16 protein-coding genes are annotated in these 15,594 nt (G+C 36.0%); 4 read left to right on the forward strand and 12 right to left on the reverse strand.

Annotated elements, in window-relative coordinates:
- Nucleotides 1-100: 100 nt before the first annotated feature.
- From tsf to JCM6256_RS05890, 3 genes are all read right to left on the reverse strand, one after another.
- The gene (gene tsf / locus JCM6256_RS05880) at nucleotides 101-1,126 is read right to left on the reverse strand and encodes a translation elongation factor Ts (protein ID WP_025080826.1); all 1,026 of its coding nucleotides are present in this window, start codon (nucleotides 1,124-1,126) and stop codon (nucleotides 101-103) included.
- A gap of 37 nt (nucleotides 1,127-1,163) precedes the next feature.
- A complete protein-coding gene (gene rpsB, locus JCM6256_RS05885; RefSeq protein ID WP_025080827.1) occupies nucleotides 1,164-1,934 on the reverse strand; it encodes a 30S ribosomal protein S2 in 771 nt (256 codons plus the stop codon).
- 157 nt (nucleotides 1,935-2,091) lie between these two features.
- The gene (locus JCM6256_RS05890; protein WP_025080828.1) at nucleotides 2,092-3,123 is read right to left on the reverse strand and encodes a GIY-YIG nuclease family protein; all 1,032 of its coding nucleotides are present in this window, start codon (nucleotides 3,121-3,123) and stop codon (nucleotides 2,092-2,094) included.
- Nucleotides 3,124-3,182: 59 nt separating this feature from the next.
- Between JCM6256_RS05890 and JCM6256_RS05895 the strand changes: the two genes are divergently transcribed.
- Nucleotides 3,183-3,797 carry a lysophospholipid acyltransferase family protein gene (locus tag JCM6256_RS05895; protein ID WP_025080829.1) on the forward strand — a complete coding sequence of 205 codons (615 nt, stop codon included), beginning with the start codon at nucleotides 3,183-3,185 and terminating at the stop codon, nucleotides 3,795-3,797.
- Between the two features lie 34 nt (nucleotides 3,798-3,831).
- On the opposite strand, the gene JCM6256_RS05900 is transcribed toward JCM6256_RS05895, so the two are convergent.
- Nucleotides 3,832-4,278: a GNAT family N-acetyltransferase gene (locus JCM6256_RS05900; protein ID WP_025080830.1), complete on the reverse strand. Its 447-nt coding sequence runs from the start codon at nucleotides 4,276-4,278 to the stop codon at nucleotides 3,832-3,834.
- Nucleotides 4,279-4,431: 153 nt separating this feature from the next.
- Between JCM6256_RS05900 and JCM6256_RS05905 the strand changes: the two genes are divergently transcribed.
- Complete coding sequence (locus JCM6256_RS05905) at nucleotides 4,432-5,610, forward strand: SAM-dependent methyltransferase (protein WP_025080831.1); 1,179 nt, start codon at nucleotides 4,432-4,434, stop codon at nucleotides 5,608-5,610.
- A gap of 61 nt (nucleotides 5,611-5,671) precedes the next feature.
- On the opposite strand, the gene JCM6256_RS05910 is transcribed toward JCM6256_RS05905, so the two are convergent.
- The 5 genes from JCM6256_RS05910 to JCM6256_RS05930 all read right to left on the reverse strand — a co-directional run bounded on the left by JCM6256_RS05910 (nucleotide 5,672) and on the right by JCM6256_RS05930 (nucleotide 11,806).
- Nucleotides 5,672-7,612: a M13 family metallopeptidase gene (locus JCM6256_RS05910; RefSeq protein WP_025080832.1), complete on the reverse strand. Its 1,941-nt coding sequence runs from the start codon at nucleotides 7,610-7,612 to the stop codon at nucleotides 5,672-5,674.
- Nucleotides 7,613-7,634: 22 nt separating this feature from the next.
- Nucleotides 7,635-9,428 carry an ABC transporter ATP-binding protein gene (locus JCM6256_RS05915; protein WP_025080833.1) on the reverse strand — a complete coding sequence of 598 codons (1,794 nt, stop codon included), beginning with the start codon at nucleotides 9,426-9,428 and terminating at the stop codon, nucleotides 7,635-7,637.
- On the reverse strand, nucleotides 9,421-11,184 hold the full coding sequence (locus JCM6256_RS05920; protein WP_025080834.1) for an ABC transporter ATP-binding protein: 1,764 nt from the start codon (nucleotides 11,182-11,184) through the stop codon (nucleotides 9,421-9,423). Before JCM6256_RS05920 ends, JCM6256_RS05915 begins: the two co-directional genes overlap by 8 nt.
- An 83-nt stretch (nucleotides 11,185-11,267) precedes the next feature.
- The gene (locus tag JCM6256_RS05925) at nucleotides 11,268-11,489 is read right to left on the reverse strand and encodes a YneF family protein (RefSeq protein ID WP_025080835.1); all 222 of its coding nucleotides are present in this window, start codon (nucleotides 11,487-11,489) and stop codon (nucleotides 11,268-11,270) included.
- A gap of 68 nt (nucleotides 11,490-11,557) precedes the next feature.
- The gene (locus JCM6256_RS05930; protein ID WP_025080836.1) at nucleotides 11,558-11,806 is read right to left on the reverse strand and encodes a DUF896 domain-containing protein; all 249 of its coding nucleotides are present in this window, start codon (nucleotides 11,804-11,806) and stop codon (nucleotides 11,558-11,560) included.
- 152 nt (nucleotides 11,807-11,958) lie between these two features.
- On the opposite strand from JCM6256_RS05930, the gene lexA reads away from it, so the two are divergent.
- Nucleotides 11,959-12,582, forward strand: coding sequence for a transcriptional repressor LexA (lexA, locus tag JCM6256_RS05935; RefSeq protein WP_201778991.1), 624 nt, complete (start codon nucleotides 11,959-11,961; stop codon nucleotides 12,580-12,582).
- Nucleotides 12,583-12,623: 41 nt separating this feature from the next.
- Here lexA and JCM6256_RS05940 read toward each other — a convergent pair whose 3' ends face one another.
- From JCM6256_RS05940 to JCM6256_RS05950, 3 genes are read right to left on the reverse strand one after another with little or no spacing between them, the layout of a single operon-like run.
- Complete coding sequence (locus tag JCM6256_RS05940; protein ID WP_025080838.1) at nucleotides 12,624-13,406, reverse strand: SGNH/GDSL hydrolase family protein; 783 nt, start codon at nucleotides 13,404-13,406, stop codon at nucleotides 12,624-12,626.
- On the reverse strand, nucleotides 13,399-14,055 hold the full coding sequence (locus JCM6256_RS05945; protein ID WP_025080839.1) for a uracil-DNA glycosylase: 657 nt from the start codon (nucleotides 14,053-14,055) through the stop codon (nucleotides 13,399-13,401). Before JCM6256_RS05945 ends, JCM6256_RS05940 begins: the two co-directional genes overlap by 8 nt.
- 51 nt (nucleotides 14,056-14,106) lie before the next feature.
- Nucleotides 14,107-14,526 carry a bis(5'-nucleosyl)-tetraphosphatase gene (locus tag JCM6256_RS05950; RefSeq protein WP_025080840.1) on the reverse strand — a complete coding sequence of 140 codons (420 nt, stop codon included), beginning with the start codon at nucleotides 14,524-14,526 and terminating at the stop codon, nucleotides 14,107-14,109.
- A 132-nt stretch (nucleotides 14,527-14,658) separates the two neighbouring features.
- On the opposite strand from JCM6256_RS05950, the gene lepB reads away from it, so the two are divergent.
- Nucleotides 14,659-15,303 (forward strand): signal peptidase I, encoded by a 645-nt coding sequence (gene lepB / locus JCM6256_RS05955; protein ID WP_025080841.1) that lies wholly within the window; start codon nucleotides 14,659-14,661, stop codon nucleotides 15,301-15,303.
- The last annotated feature ends 291 nt before the right edge of the window (nucleotides 15,304-15,594 follow it).

Raw genomic sequence — 15,594 nt, forward strand, 5'->3', positions numbered from 1 at the left:
AAAAAAGCCGGATTCATCACAGGAATTAAAATCCCGTGTTTTCTCCGGCAAATAATCGATAAAAAAAGAGAGGACCTAAGTCCTCCCTTGTTAATTTTTATTACTTCATTTGTTCGCGAACTTCGGCAGCAAAGTCTTCTTGCTTCTTTTCGATACCTTCGCCAACTTCGTAGCGTACGAAAGAAACTAACTTAGCACCATTTTCCTTTAAGAATTCGCCAACAGTCTTGCTGTCATCCATGATGTAATTTTGTGACAAAACAGCAAATTGCTTGTCAACTTGAGTGTTATCATCAATGAAGCGTTGCATCTTACCAGGAATAATTCTGTCCCAAATCTTTTCTGGCTTGCCTTCTTCTTTAAGTTCAGCCTTGATTTCTTCCTTAGCCTTAGCTAAAACATCATCAGTTAATTGCTTTTCTGAACCGTAAACAAGGTGTGGCAATGGCTTCTTATGAACCAATTCACGACTTTCGTTGTCTTGGTCGATCTTGTGGTTCATTAAAGCTAATTGTTCAGTAATGAATTCGTCATCTAATTCATCTGGTGAGATAACCTTAGGGCTCATAGCTGCGATGTGCATTGCCAAGTGCTTAGCAGTTGCAGCATCTGCACCTTCTAAAACAGTGATAACACCAATTTGGCCACCATTGTGTTGGTAAGCACCAAATTCTTGGTCATCAGTCTTTTCTTCCAAAGCAAAACGACGTAAAACAATCTTTTCACCAATTGTAGCAGTTGCATCTACAAATGCTTGGTCTAAAGTCTTGCCATCAGCCATCTTTAATTCAGAAGCTTCTTCAGCGTTAGCAGGCTTGCCTTCTGCAATTGTCTTGGTAACATCTTTTACCAAGTTAACAAACTTATCGTTTTGAGAAACAAAGTCAGTTTCTGAGTTGATTTCAGTCAAAGCTGCATCGTTACCAGCAACGTAAACGCCAGTTAAACCTTCAGCTGCAACACGGTCAGCCTTCTTTTCAGCCTTAGCCATACCCTTATCGTGAAGGTATTCAACTGCCTTGTCCATGTCACCGTCAACTTCTACCAATGCCTTCTTAGCGTCCATAACGCCAGCACCAGTACGTTCACGCAATTCCTTAACTTGCTTTGCAGTAATTTGTGCCATTGAAAAGTCCTCCTAATAGAACTAATAACAGTAAAAACTAGTCTTCTTTGTGTTCTTCAGCACTAACGATTTCGTCTTTGCCGTCAGCATCTTCCTTGAAGTCAACTTCAACAGTGTCATCATCTTGACCTTGTTGACCTTCAATAATAGCATCAGCCATAGCACCAGCAATTAAACGAATAGCACGAATAGCGTCATCGTTAGCTGGGATAATTACGTCGATAGGATCTGGATCAGTGTTGGTGTCAACCATAGCTACAACTGGGATACCCAAAATGTTAGCTTCGTGAACAGCAATCTTTTCCTTCTTAGGATCTACAACGAACAATACGTCTGGAATTCTTGGCATATCTTCGATACCGCCTAAGAATCTTTCAAGCTTTTCCATTTCCTTAGTTAAAAGTGCAACTTCCTTCTTTGGAAGAACATCAAAGGTACCGTCTTCTGACATTTCCTTTAATTGCTTTAATCTCTTAACACGGCTTTGGATAGTAACCCAGTTAGTCAAAGTACCACCCAACCAACGTTGGTTTACGTAGTATTGACCTGCACGAGTTGCTTCTTCAGCAATTGAGTCTTGAGCTTGCTTCTTAGTACCTACAAACAAGAAAACGCCGCCTTCTTGAGCAACAGCCTTCATGAAGTTGTAAGCATCATCTAACATCTTGATAGTCTTTTGCAAATCAATGATGTAGATACCATTTCTTTGAGTAAAAATGTAAGGAGCCATCTTAGGGTTCCAACGACGAGTTTGGTGACCAAAGTGGACACCTGCTTCAAGCAATTGTTTCATTGTAACAACTGACATAGTAAATTCCTCCTGGTTTTAATCCTCTCAAGCGTTCAATTCGATATCCGACCACTACCCTGGGCACCAAGATATCGATCGCTCTTGATGTGTTTTAATTTATATGCCAACACAGCATACTTATACATGATACTAAAGTTAAGTAGATATTGCAAGACTAAAATTTCACGTTATGTTCCCGCAAAAATTGTTCTTTCCAAGCACGGCTATGATGTTTAAACCAATATTCACGTTTTAACGCTAATCTCTTATCATCGAATTGTTCATGATATATCATTTGAACAGGACGACGAGACTTCGTATACTTTGCGCCTTTGCCGCTGTTGTGCATTTTCAAACGATGTCCTAGATCGTTTGTAAAACCGCCATAAAAACTGCCGTCATTGCATTTCAAAACATAAAAGAAAAACTTACCCGCATTATCATGCTTTTCACGATCTTCGTCAGTCTCCCGCAAAATTCTTTGCAATTCAGGCTTATATTCGCCATCTGCATCATGAACTTCAATTGCATCTTTAATTACCGTTCCATCTGTTGCCGTATGTTTAACAGCTTCAACAATAACTAAATTTGCATCTTCACCACGATGAGAAACAAACGGTTGAATCACTTTTACGCTAAGATCATGCTTCATGCAATAGTAACAAATCTCCCCCAATCTTTCTGGGCGATGAACCATAAACATTTTTCCCTTCATCTTTAGAAGACCGCTTGCCACTTCAATAATCTGTTCAAGATTAATTAAGATTTCATGACGGGCAATTGCTTTTTTGCGATCAGGATTTACTTCATGACCTTCTGGCACTTTAAAATATGGCGGATTAACAGTTACAACATCATATGAATCTTTTCGCAAAAATTTTGGTGCATTAAGTACATTATCTTGATGAACATTGATACGATTTTCCATATGATTGAGTTCAATTGAACGAACTGCTTGGGAGTATGCTTCATCTTGAATTTCAATTGCATCATACTTTGCTCTATTAAAATAGGCCATATACATAGTTGCTGCACAGTTTCCTGAGCACAAATCTGCAACCTTGTATTTATCATGAATAGCATTTTTAGCCCAATAAGCTAAAAAGAGCGTATCTGATGAAAACGAAAAAGCCGTCTTATCTTGTACAATGCGTAAATTATCACTGTACATGTAATCAATTCGCTCATTTTTTCCAAGTTCTACCATAAAAATTTTATCCTCTCGCCTTACTTTGCTATAATATTTTACAACAATTGGAGGAAATTATGTTTTATCGTTTTATTAGACCCATTGTTCGCTTCATCGTTTGGGTATTGAACGGACATTTACACGTACATCATAAAGATCGCATCCCCGAAGGAAATTATATTTTAGTTGCACCGCACCGTACTTGGTGGGAACCGATTATGTTTGCTTTAGCTGCAAGCCCAATGGAATTTATGTTTATGGCTAAAATTGAATTATTCAAAAATCCAGTTTTACGATTCATTTTGAAACATGCTCATGCTTTTCCTGTTGATCGTGAACACCCTGGTCCATCTGTATTAAAAATTCCGGTGAAAGGCCTAAAAGAAGGCAAACTTTCTTTAATTATTTTCCCTTCGGGAACTCGCCATTCTGCCGAGCTTAAAAGTGGTGCTTTGGTAATTGCCAAGCTTTCTAAAAAGCCTTTGGTTCCTGTTGTTTATCAAGGACCATTAACTTTTAAAGGTTTGCTTAAACGTCAACCTCTGGAAGTTTGCTTCGGTGATCCGATTTATATTGATCGAAAAACAAAGATGACTCATGAAAATGAAGCTAAATATGATCAAATTTTAAATGAAGCTTGGAATAAATTGGATAAGGAACAAAATCCTGATTTTCATTATGTTGCAAAATAAAAAGTCGAGAAGTTAATTCTTCTCGGCTTTATTTTTATTTCAATTCCATCGTATCTTCAGAGAAATTAACTGGAAATTCATCCGACCATTTTTCTACAACTGTATCAATTACTTTAAAACCAAATTTTTTATACAATTTTTTTGCTGCCTGATTATTTGTAAAAACAGCTAGTTTTATCGGTCTAGGTAATTCATTTAAAACAAAACTCATCAATTCCGTTCCAACGCCTTGTCGTTGAAAGGCCGGATCAACATACAAAAATTCAATTCGATGCCGACCGCAACCAACGAAACCGACAATTTTATTATTCTTTACTGCAACATAGATATTACAGGACAAAAAGTATTTCAAATATGATGCATCTTCTAACGCAACAAAGACAGATTCTAGATTCTCATTTTTTAATTCTTGCATCCGGCCCTGATTCATAACTTTGCAAATCTGTTTAAAATCATTTGATTGATATTTTCTAATTTTCATACATGCCCCTATTTCGCTATATATTAAATTTAAAATCAATTTTATCGCCAACATATAAACTTATTCAAATTACATACATAACATCTTCTGATTATTTTATTTAATTTTTAGTGTTAAAATGATTACTAGGTTTTTATATATGGAGGGAAATTAATGTTAGAAAAAACATTCTACAAAATGATGCTCAGTAAATCCTTCCCTTTCCCAGTTAAGGTAACTTATTGGGACGGCAAGAGTGAAGTTTATGGTAACGGCACTCCAGAAATTGAAATTGTCTTTAATGAAAAAATTCCAATTTCCGCAATTACCAAAAATGCTTCTCTTGCTTTGGGTGAAGGCTACATGGATAAGAAAATTGAAATTCATGGGGACATCCAAAAATTAATTTTCGGTGCTTACACTAGCGCAGATAGTTTCATGCGTTCATCTAAGTTCCGCAAGTTTTTACCTAAGCAAAAACATACTGAAAAGCAAAGTGAAGAAGATGTTCAAAGTCACTACGACATCGGTAACGATTTCTACAAGATGTGGCTTGATCCTACATTAACTTACTCATGTGCTTACTTTGAAGATGACAACACAGATGATCTTGAAAAAGCACAAATTGCCAAAGTTCATCATATCTTGAACAAGTTACATCCCGAAGAAGGCAAGACTTTGCTTGACATCGGCTGTGGCTGGGGAACTTTAATGCTCACTGCTGCTAAAGAATACGGCTTAAAGGTTACCGGAGTAACTTTGAGTGAAGAACAATACAAACTTGTTCAAAAGCGTATTTACGATGAGGGCTTAGAAGACGTTGCTGAAGTTAAGCTTGAAGATTACCGTGAGCTTGGTGATCAAAAGTGGGATTACATTACCTCCGTTGGTATGTTTGAACACGTTGGTTCAGAAAACTTGAGCGAATATTTTGCAGATGTTTATAAATACTTAAACCAAGATGGGGTTGCATTGATTCACGGAATTACCCGTCAACAAGGCGGTGCAACCAATGCTTGGATTAATAAATACATTTTCCCAGGTGGCTACATTCCAGGTTTACAAGAAATCGTCGGTGATATTGTCGACAACGGTTTACAAATTACTGACATGGAAACCCTTCGTCGCCATTACCAAAGAACTTTGGAAATTTGGGACAAGAACTTTAACAGCGTTCGTGACCAAGTTACCGAAAAAATGGGCGAACGTTTCACTCGTATGTGGGACATGTATTTGAATGCATGTGCCGCTTCATTTGAATCAGGCAATATTGATGTTATTCAATACTTGCTTACCAAGGGTCCTTCCGGCAAGACCTTGCCAATGACTCGTAAATACATGCTCGATAAATAAATTCAAACAAAAAATAAGCGTTGAGAAATCTCAACGCTTATTTTTATATCTAATTATATTTTTACCAAATTCGTACTCGCTTGTCAGGATCGAGCCACATACCATCAGTTTCCTTTACATCAAATGCTTCATAAAATTCATCTTGGCATTGTGACGGAATATTAACTCTTGTTGGCTGTGGAGCATGGACATCAGTCGCAATTTCGGTCTTGATAGCTTCAGGACGTTGTTTTTGAGCCCATGAACGAGCATAGTTTTCAAATAATTCCTTCATACTGCCACCTTCAGCCTTATTTGCCTGAATAGCACAAGTAAGACCACCCAGATCGGCAATATTCTCGGCAACGACTTGCTTACCATTTAATTTAGCTGGACCATAATCTAACCCATCATAAATATCAATGGCTGCTTGCGTACGCTTATTAAATTTCTTGAAGTCGTCGTCAGTCCACCAATTCTTCATATTGCCGAATTCATCAAACTTGGCACCATTATTGTCAAAAGCATGAGAAATTTCATGAGCAATAGTTGCCCCAATTCCACCATAATTAGTTCCGCGTGATTGATGCAAGTCATAAAATGGAGCTTGCAAAATAGCTGCTGGGAAAGTAATATCGTTTCTTTGTGGATCGTAGCAAGCGTTGTTAAGATTCCCTGGCATAAGCCATACTGAACGATCAACAGGTTCAGTTAATTTATTCAAGCTGTACTTTTCTAAGACCTTGCCCATTGCCTTTTCATTTTCATAAAGGCTCTTATCAGGATCAACTTGAAGCAAGTCATAAATCTTTTCGATCTTTTCTGGATAACCAATCTTAAGAACTAAGGCACGCAACTTAACAATTGCTTTCTTTTTGGTATCTTCAGAAAGCCAATCATTATTTTGAATACGATCTTCATATACCTTGATCATCCGCTGAATCATGTCGGTTACATCAGCCTTGGCATCTTCGCCGAAGTACTTTTTACCATAGTAAACACCGATTACTTCATCAAAACTGCTATTTGCAATGTAGTAAGCATGACGGTCCTTAGGAGGAAGTTCACCTTGACCACTCAAAGCTTGGCTATATGGAAAAGCAGCTTCACGGAAATCTTGAGAAAGTAAGCTAGCTACGCCATTAATAAATTTGGTAATCATCCAACCTTTGATCTCGTCAAAATTATCCGCATTAATTAATTCTTCAGCATGATCTAAAAATCTTGGTTCCAAAACAATTACTCGCTCTGGCATTTCGGGCACAATTGCTTGCAAGAAACTCTTCATATCAAAGGATTTGAACTTAGCTAAAAAGTCTTTCATTGAATATGGATTATAGGTAGCTGGATAATCTGACCATTCTTCAGTTGATTTAACGACTATGGCAAGTTTAGCATCAAATTTCAAAGCATTATCAATATAGATTTCGGCTTCAGGTTCATCGATTCCTGCCATTGTTAAAAGCTTAATAGTTTGCTTTTTCAAAATATCCAAAAGCTTCTTGGCATCATCTTGCTTGTAGCTGGTTGTATCTGGCAAGAAAGTACTTGGACCGCCAAATTCCAAGACATGAACCTTAGTGTTCATCATATCCGCTTCAACATCGAATCCAAATGGCAAACTAGCAAATTCATCAAGTTCAACGGCTTGTTTATTTAATTCATCAAAATCTTTGAGTGCTACTAATTTTTTAAGATCAGCTTGAATTGGCTTAGCGCCATCAGTATTTCTCTTATCAAAGTTTTTAGCAATCTTGTAAAGCGTAATCGCCTTATCAAAATCCTTCACATCAGGCAACTGCTCTTCCCCAGATGCAAATTTGTCGAAATCGCCCATTAAGCGCTTTTCAATTTTCATGTCAATGTTAGTATTAACTCCAATTTCGGTACGATCAGCCGGAATCTGAGCATCTTTTTGCCACTCAGAGTTAACAGCTAAGTACAAATTATCTTGAGGACGAGCATTAACATCTGGCTTAGTTAAATCACCAACACCACCACGCACAGCAAGTAAATTCTTCATTCTTTCTCCTTTTAAAACTTAATTACTTATTTTTATTATTTTGCAAAGTGTAAAGATCATAGTAATAACCTTTTTTAGCAAGAAGCCGTTCATGCGTACCCTTTTCAATAATGCGACCTTTATCCAAAACAATAATTTGGTCTGCATCTGCAATCGTTGAGAGTCGGTGCGCAATCGCCAAAGTTGTTCTACCTTTACGCAATGTTTTCAGGCCACGTTGAATCATTGTCTCAGTTTCAGTATCGACATTTGCAGTTGCTTCATCTAAAACCAAAACCTTTGGATCAGTCACCAAAGTTCTAGCAAATGAAATAAGCTGTCTTTCACCTTGACTGAGTTCTCCGCCGCCTTCAATAACTTTAGCATGATACTTTCCGGGCATTTTTTCAATAAATTGATCTGCCTGAACAGTTTTAGCAGCTTCCTTAATTTGGTCATCAGTAATTTTATTATTATACAAACGAATATTAGAATTGATATCGCCGTAAAACATAAATGGTTCCTGAAGCACTAACCCAAGCTTTTTTCGTAATTCCTCTTTAGGATACTTTTTAATATCAATGCCATCGATTAGGATTTGACCTTTATAAAATTCATAAAAGCGCATCATAACATTGATAATTGAGCTCTTGCCCGATCCAGTATGACCTACAATTCCTAAAGTTTCGCCTGGATTTACAGTAAAATTAATATCATGCAAAATTTCATTTTTGCCATCATAAGAAAAACTTACGTGTTTAAATTCAATTTTGCCTTCATTAATTGTTAGACCTTTTTGCGCATCTTGCTTAGGCTCATATTCCGTATCATCTAGAATTCTAAAAATTCTCTTACCAGCAACAATCCCATCTTGGAACAAAGTCATTTGATCCATCATTGTTGAAATTGGATTAAAGAATTGAGAAATATATTGTGAAAAAGCATATACCACACCAGCTGGAACAAATGTCTTTTGAAGAGGAAAACCAAAATACATTAATGAAACAGCTAATGCTAAAGAATAAAGCATACTAGTTAATGGTGATAACAGAAGTGAATTAACACGAATCATATTAAAGCGCGTACTCATTAACCCGCCATTTTCATCTTCAAATTCACCTGTCATACGATTTTCTTGCTTAAATTGCTGAATCAAAGATACGCCTTCAATTGATTCATTTAAATTTGTATTGATTCGGCTCAAGCGTTCACGATAATTGCGGTAAAGTTTTGAGCTTTTTCTTGAATACAGCCAAATAATAAACAATAAAATTGGCAAAAAGGCCAACATTAACCAGCCCGCGGTCACATTGGTGGAGAACATTGCAACCAATGCTGATCCAACGGAGAAAACACTAATAACTACTGTTGACAGAACCGTTAAAAAGTTGCTTAAAGTCATCGTATCATTGGTTACTCTTGATACGATTGATCCTGCTGGATGCTGATCAAAATAGCGCATCCCCAAAATATGCAATTTCTTATACAACGCCCGCCGAACACTTTCCAAAGATTTTTCTGAACCTAATGAAAAGAAATATTGATAAATAAACTGCAAAATTGCTTTTAAAAGTGAACCAAAAGCATATAATGCACCTGCAAAAAGAATAATTTGAACAGTAGCCGTCTGCTTAATCAAGAAATGATCAAGGAAATACTGCAAGCCAAAAGGCAAGAGCATATTGATCACACTAACCAAAAAGGCACCAACAACTGCAATTCCCATTTCAAACTTAAAGTATTTCACAAAACCCATTAAGCGTTTAAAAATACTCATCTGCTCTTTAACCGGAATTTCTTTTGACCAGATTGATTCAAATTGATCATCATTATTCATTGCTGTCACCTACCTTTTCTTCTAGTTCTTGACGGCGCCACATTTCTGCATACCAGCCATCTTGAGCTAGCAATTCATCGTGAGTTCCGCGTTCAACGATTTTTCCATTTTTCAAAACTAAAATTAAATCTGCGTTCATCACAGACGTTAAACGGTGTGCCGCAATCAAAGTAGTCTTGCCTTGGCGTTCTTTATGAAGTGACTTCAAAATTTCAGTTTCAGTCTTCGCATCAACAGCCGATAAAGCATCGTCCATAATCAATATTTGGCTATGCTTTAAAAGCGCACGTGCAATTGACATTCTTTGCTTTTGACCACCTGAAAGGGAAACTCCGTTTTCACCAACTAAAGTTTGATATGAACGAGGCATTTGCAAAATATCATTATGCAAATCACTCTTTTTAGCAGCTTCAATGATTTGATTATCTTCCGCATTTGCCTGTGAAAAAGCAATGTTTCTTTGAATACTGGTTGAGAATAAATAATTATTTTGTGGTACGTAAGAAATTTGCCGGAGCAAAACATTTAACGGAATTTCACGAATATCATGGCCATTTAAAGTGATTTCACCATCATAATTATCAAACTCTCTGAGAAGAAGCTGAATAATCGTTGTTTTTCCTGAACCAACACGGCCAACTAAACCTAGTGTCTGTCCCTTCTTCAGAGTAAAATCAATATTTTGCAAAACGGGAACATCTTTTTCATCAGGATAAGCAAATAAATCAATATGATAGTGTAAATCACCCGCAATATCCTTAGCAGAGAGACTTTCATCAGCATGTTCATCAGTGATTAAAGGTTTTTCATCCAAAAGTTTTTGAACACGATCATAACTAGCGCTACCACGTTCCAAAATATTAAATAAATACCCAATCGCAAACATTGGCCAGACCATATTACCGATATAAGCTATAAATGAAACTAATTGCCCAATTGACAACACTTTATTGCTTACTAAAAGACCACCATAAATAATGGTAATTGTATAGGTTAAACCAATAATTATTGTGCCTAATGGATCAAATAAAGAATCCCAAATAAATACACGTTTATTGATTTTAATAGTTTCATCAACCATTTTATCGAAAGCTTCAGTATCTTCTTTTCCTTGACCAAAAGTCTTCAGAACCTTGATTCCAGAAACTGATTCTTGGGTTTTATTATTCAATCTTGAAAAAGCTGCCTGCGATTCATTAAAAGAATCATGAAGCCTTTTTCCTAACTTTTGCGCACCCCAAGCTAAAAATGGTAAAGGTAAAAGGGCAACAATGGTTAAACGAAAATCAACAAAGATAATCATCGCAATCATTGTTGAAAGTCCCATCATAAGCGAATCAACTAAAGTTAAAACACCATCTCCGGCAACATTTTGAATGGCAGATACGTCATTAGTCGCATGAGCCATTAAATCGCCCGTTCTATGACGTTGATAAAAAGTACGATCCATCTTCATAAAATGGGTAAACAATTTTGAACGCATCTGTCGTTCAAGTTCAGCAGCACCGCCCCAAATTTGTTTACGCCAAAAATACCGTAGAACATACAGCACAATCGCTGCAGCAACAACAGCTAAAACAAGCATTCCATATTGCGCCCATGTTATATGTCCTTTATCTAATTGATCAGACATGAGCCCCAATACGCGCGGAGGTACTAAGTTAGCAAAGGAAGTTAATGCTAAGAAAATAATTCCTAAAATATAACGTTTCTTTTCTTTTTTAAAAAACCAACCTAATTTACCGAAAATACTCATCTAATCACCCCTTTTTTTAAAAACAAAAAAAGACGAAGAAAATCCCTCGTCTTGTTTATCCAATATTAAATTAAGATATAATCTTACTTCTTTTGTTGATGCTTCATCATGTTCATCACTTGGTTAACCTTCTTAGCAGATGGTTTCTGACCCATTTGTGACATCATAGCAACGATCATATCTTCACTAATTGGAGGATTTTCTTGGAAATATTTCTTCATATAAGCTCTGGCACCGTAGAAACCACCTACAAGACCAACAGCTAAAGCGACAATAATTAATACAATTGCTAAACCTAAATTCATAATTAAATAAATCCTCCATTAACTAACATATCTATCTTATCAAAAATAAGAAAAAATTAAAGAAAAAGTTAATCTTTTCTAAGTCCTTTTCTTCTTTGAGCTCTTTTAGCTCTTTCTGAAGTTACTTCTTTACCATTTTTATCAATAATTACAGTATCTTCAAGTTGTTGCTTAAATCCAGCTCTAAAGTTAGCCAAAAACTTCTTGTGTAATTCTTTTCTTTCAGCTTCTTCTTCTTCAGTTAAGCCTTCATTTTCTTTCTTATGATACAATTCGTTGATACGATCTGTAACCTTTTTAATTTCTTCTTTATCCATAGTTAACACCTCTTATATATATTGTAGTTTACAGTATTTACGCAAATAAAAAAAGCACAAAATTTCTAAGAACGCCTGTTTGTAAATTGCTAAATTATTTGATAAACTTAACTATATAATTATACCAATTCCCACAAACGGAGTGTTCAATTATGAAAAGGAATTACGAATCAAAGCAAATTGAAATTTTGCAATTTATTTATGACACAGTAGAAAAACGTGGTTTTCCACCAACAGTGCGTGAAATTTGTTCAGCTGTCAGCCTTTCTTCAACTTCAACCGTCCATGGTCACTTATCACGTCTTGAAAGAAAAGGTTTGCTCGTAAAAGACGCAACTAAGCCTAGAGCAATCGAAATTACTAAGGAAGGTTTAAAGGAATTAGGCATCAAGCCAAAAGAAATTCCTGTTGTTGGTGTTGTCACCGCTGGTCAACCAATTCTTGCTGTAGAAGATGTAGAAGAATACTTCCCTCTTCCACCTGATTTAAAATCTGATGCTGGTGAACTCTTCATGCTTAAGGTTCATGGTGAAAGTATGATTAACGCCGGAATCTTAGATGGTGACGAAGTGATTGTAAGAAAACAATCTACTGCAAACAATGGTGAAATCGTTGTTGCTATGACCGAAGACAATGAGGCTACAGTAAAACGTTTCTATAAAGAAAGCGATCATTATCGTTTACAACCAGAAAACGACACCATGGATCCTATTATTTTAGATAAAGTTGCAATTTTAGGTAAGGTTGTCAGCCTTTACCGTAACGGTATTGAATAATAAAAATAGAGCTAATTTTATTTAGCTCTATTTTTTTGCTCTCATTTAAGTATTTCAATTAATTTCTTTTCAAATATTGGCAACCATTTTTCCTTATAGCCAGCTCGCGTTGGATGAATTGGATCCGCCATGTAAATACTATTTTGATCTTTAAAATCTGGATTATTATACAAATCAAGTACTTCTATATTGTACTTTTCAGCCAATTCATGACTACGCTCTACCATTTGAGCATATAGTTGATTATCAAAATAAGGATTCGTATAAATCATAATTGGACAGTGCCATTTTTCTTGCGCTGTTAAAATCATATATTCCATAGCACCAGTAATTGTTTGCGTGTCAAAATTCTCATCAGAGATTTCACCTAAGTTTTTGCTACCGCGCTTAGTATCATTAGTTGAAAGTTGTAAAACAAACATTTCCGGAGCTTCTTCATCTAAATTTTCTTTAAAACGAGCAACATAAGAATCTCCAGGATTAAAAGCATCTTGATCAACTAATGTGGTACCATTTTCCGCATCTTTGATCGCCTCAACGCCATCGTGCTTCCAAAGATAATCAACAAATGATTCACCCAATGCACCAAAACCAAAAGTAACTGATGAACCTAAAAATAAAATTTTCTTCTTCAAAAGCGGACTGGCCACTGTATCAGTTTGCTTAACACCATATTTACGATTATTGCCTGGCAAGCCTGCCATTTGCGTATACAAACGCTGATGTAAGGGATGCTCAGATAAATCTTGTCTTAACTCGGCTACGGCTACTTTTGAGAGATCATTATTTTGGGACATAGAAATTAAAAATGTTTCGTTACTCATTCTCTTTTTCCTTTTCTATATATGGTTTAATTACTTGCCAGTCCTTAGCAATGTCATCTGTTAATTTACGATTATAGAAAACAGCTGCTGGATGGTATTGCGGAAAAATTGTATATCTCTCTTCTGACCAAACGTAGCCATCTTCATTGTCATTCAATTTTAAAATTGGTGTATCTTTAATTACTTTACCATGTTCTTCCGAAATCTTATGCCCAGCTCCAAGCAATCTTTCTAAGGCAGTATTGCCCACAGCAACGATTAATTTAGGCTGCACTTTTGCAATTTCATAATCAAGAAACGGTGCATGGGCTAAAATTTCTTTTTTAGTTGGTTTGCGATTAGGATATTTTATTACTTCCTTATTTTCTCGCTTGCTGAAAACCTTTTTTATGCCATAAGGGCGACTGCGCACGGCTGAAGTGATATAAACATCTTCACGTTTTAATCCAATACTAGCAAGTGATTTCATCAATTCCTTACCAGAATCGCCATGAAAGGGAATATGCGATTCAATTTCTTCACGACCAGGTGCTTCGCCAATAATCATTAAAGCCGGATGAATTGGTCCTGCTCCTTCATTGATGCCTTCCAGCTTCATCCCTGCTGATCTATTTTTCACTTTTGCAATTAATTCTTCTGGATATTTCATATGAATTCCTTGATTAAAAAAGAGTGAACATCTGCTCACCCTTTAGTTTCTTTATTTACTTTCTTCAATATGCTGGGTAGCTGCTTGCAAAATTTCATACAAGCCACGATCTTTAGGTAAATATTCTTTAGATTCTGCCAATGTTACCCATTTTGAATTCAAAATTTCTTCGACTTGATCCACGACATGTTGATCCGGAACAAATTTACTTAAGAAAAAGCCCACTTTTTTAATTGTATTTTCTTCAGTTCGATATTCAATTTCTCGTCTAAAATTAAAATCAAAAATCGGATGAAGCCCTACTTCTTCAGCCACTTCACGCTTAGCAGCCTGCTCTTCAGTTTCACCTTTTTCAAGATGTCCTTTAGGAAAGCCCCAAGTATGGTGCAAAACACTTTCAACAATTAAAAATAAAAGTTCATTATTTTCTTCACGGTAAATTACGCTACCAGCAGAATGTTCATGAATCATATCGACTCCTCCTTATATGTGTCTATATTATAACAAAAAATAGATTTAAATAATTCATCTCATAAATTTAATTGAACTACGGAATGTTTTTTTGTTACACTAAGAACGTCGAAAACAATAAATATTAATAAGGTGAATAAATTGAATAAGAAAACTAAAGAAATTGTTACCTGGTGGTTAGAAGTTATTCTTCTTGCTGCAGCAATTTTTGGCATTTTCTGGGCACTCAACAAATACGTATTTGCCAATTGCACTGTTTCCGGAATTTCAATGGAACCAACTTTTGATGATAAAGAACGTGTAGTTGCTGTCCGTCATGCTAAGCTTACTCGTGGCGAGGTTGTTGTAGTTGATGCTCCGGATGAACCAGGTGCTTTATATATTAAACGTATTATTGGGATGCCTGGTGATACTGTGGTAAGCAAGAACCAACAGATTTACATTAACGGTAAAAAGCTTAATCAACCTTGGCTCAAAGCTGGACGTAAAATGACTGATAATGGTGAAGACGGTTTTTCAGGAACTAAATATTCTTATACTCAAAACTTTACTCTTAGTTCTTTAGCCAAGACCAATAATTATAAGCAATACTACACACCTGCGCAATTAAAGACAATGCAAAGAACAAATAAGGTTCCTAAAGGCACCTACTTTGTAATGGGTGATCACCGTAGCGTATCTAAAGACAGTCGTTACATTGGTACAATCCCACGTGATAAAGTTGTGGGTGTTGTTAAGTGGCGTTACTGGCCAATTAATAAAATGAAGTTTTATTAATTACAACCTAAAAGAGGATCGAAATTTCGATCCTCTTTTTTGTTACAAAATAAAAAACACCATTTTCCACATAATGCGAAAAACGATGCCTTCAAACGGACCGGACTACCCTACCAGTCCGTTGAGTTTTTATTAGAAAGAAAAATGAAGCCAGCTGCTTATTCTGAATTACATAAGAGAACATACTACAAACGTAAACGCATGCTATTCACTTATTGAAAAATCAGAAAAAGTAGATATTCTGGCTTCATTCCTTTCATATAACGTAACTAAAATATATCATACTATTTG

The organism is Lactobacillus hamsteri DSM 5661 = JCM 6256, assembly GCF_000615445.1.
GTDB lineage: Bacteria > Bacillota > Bacilli > Lactobacillales > Lactobacillaceae > Lactobacillus > Lactobacillus hamsteri.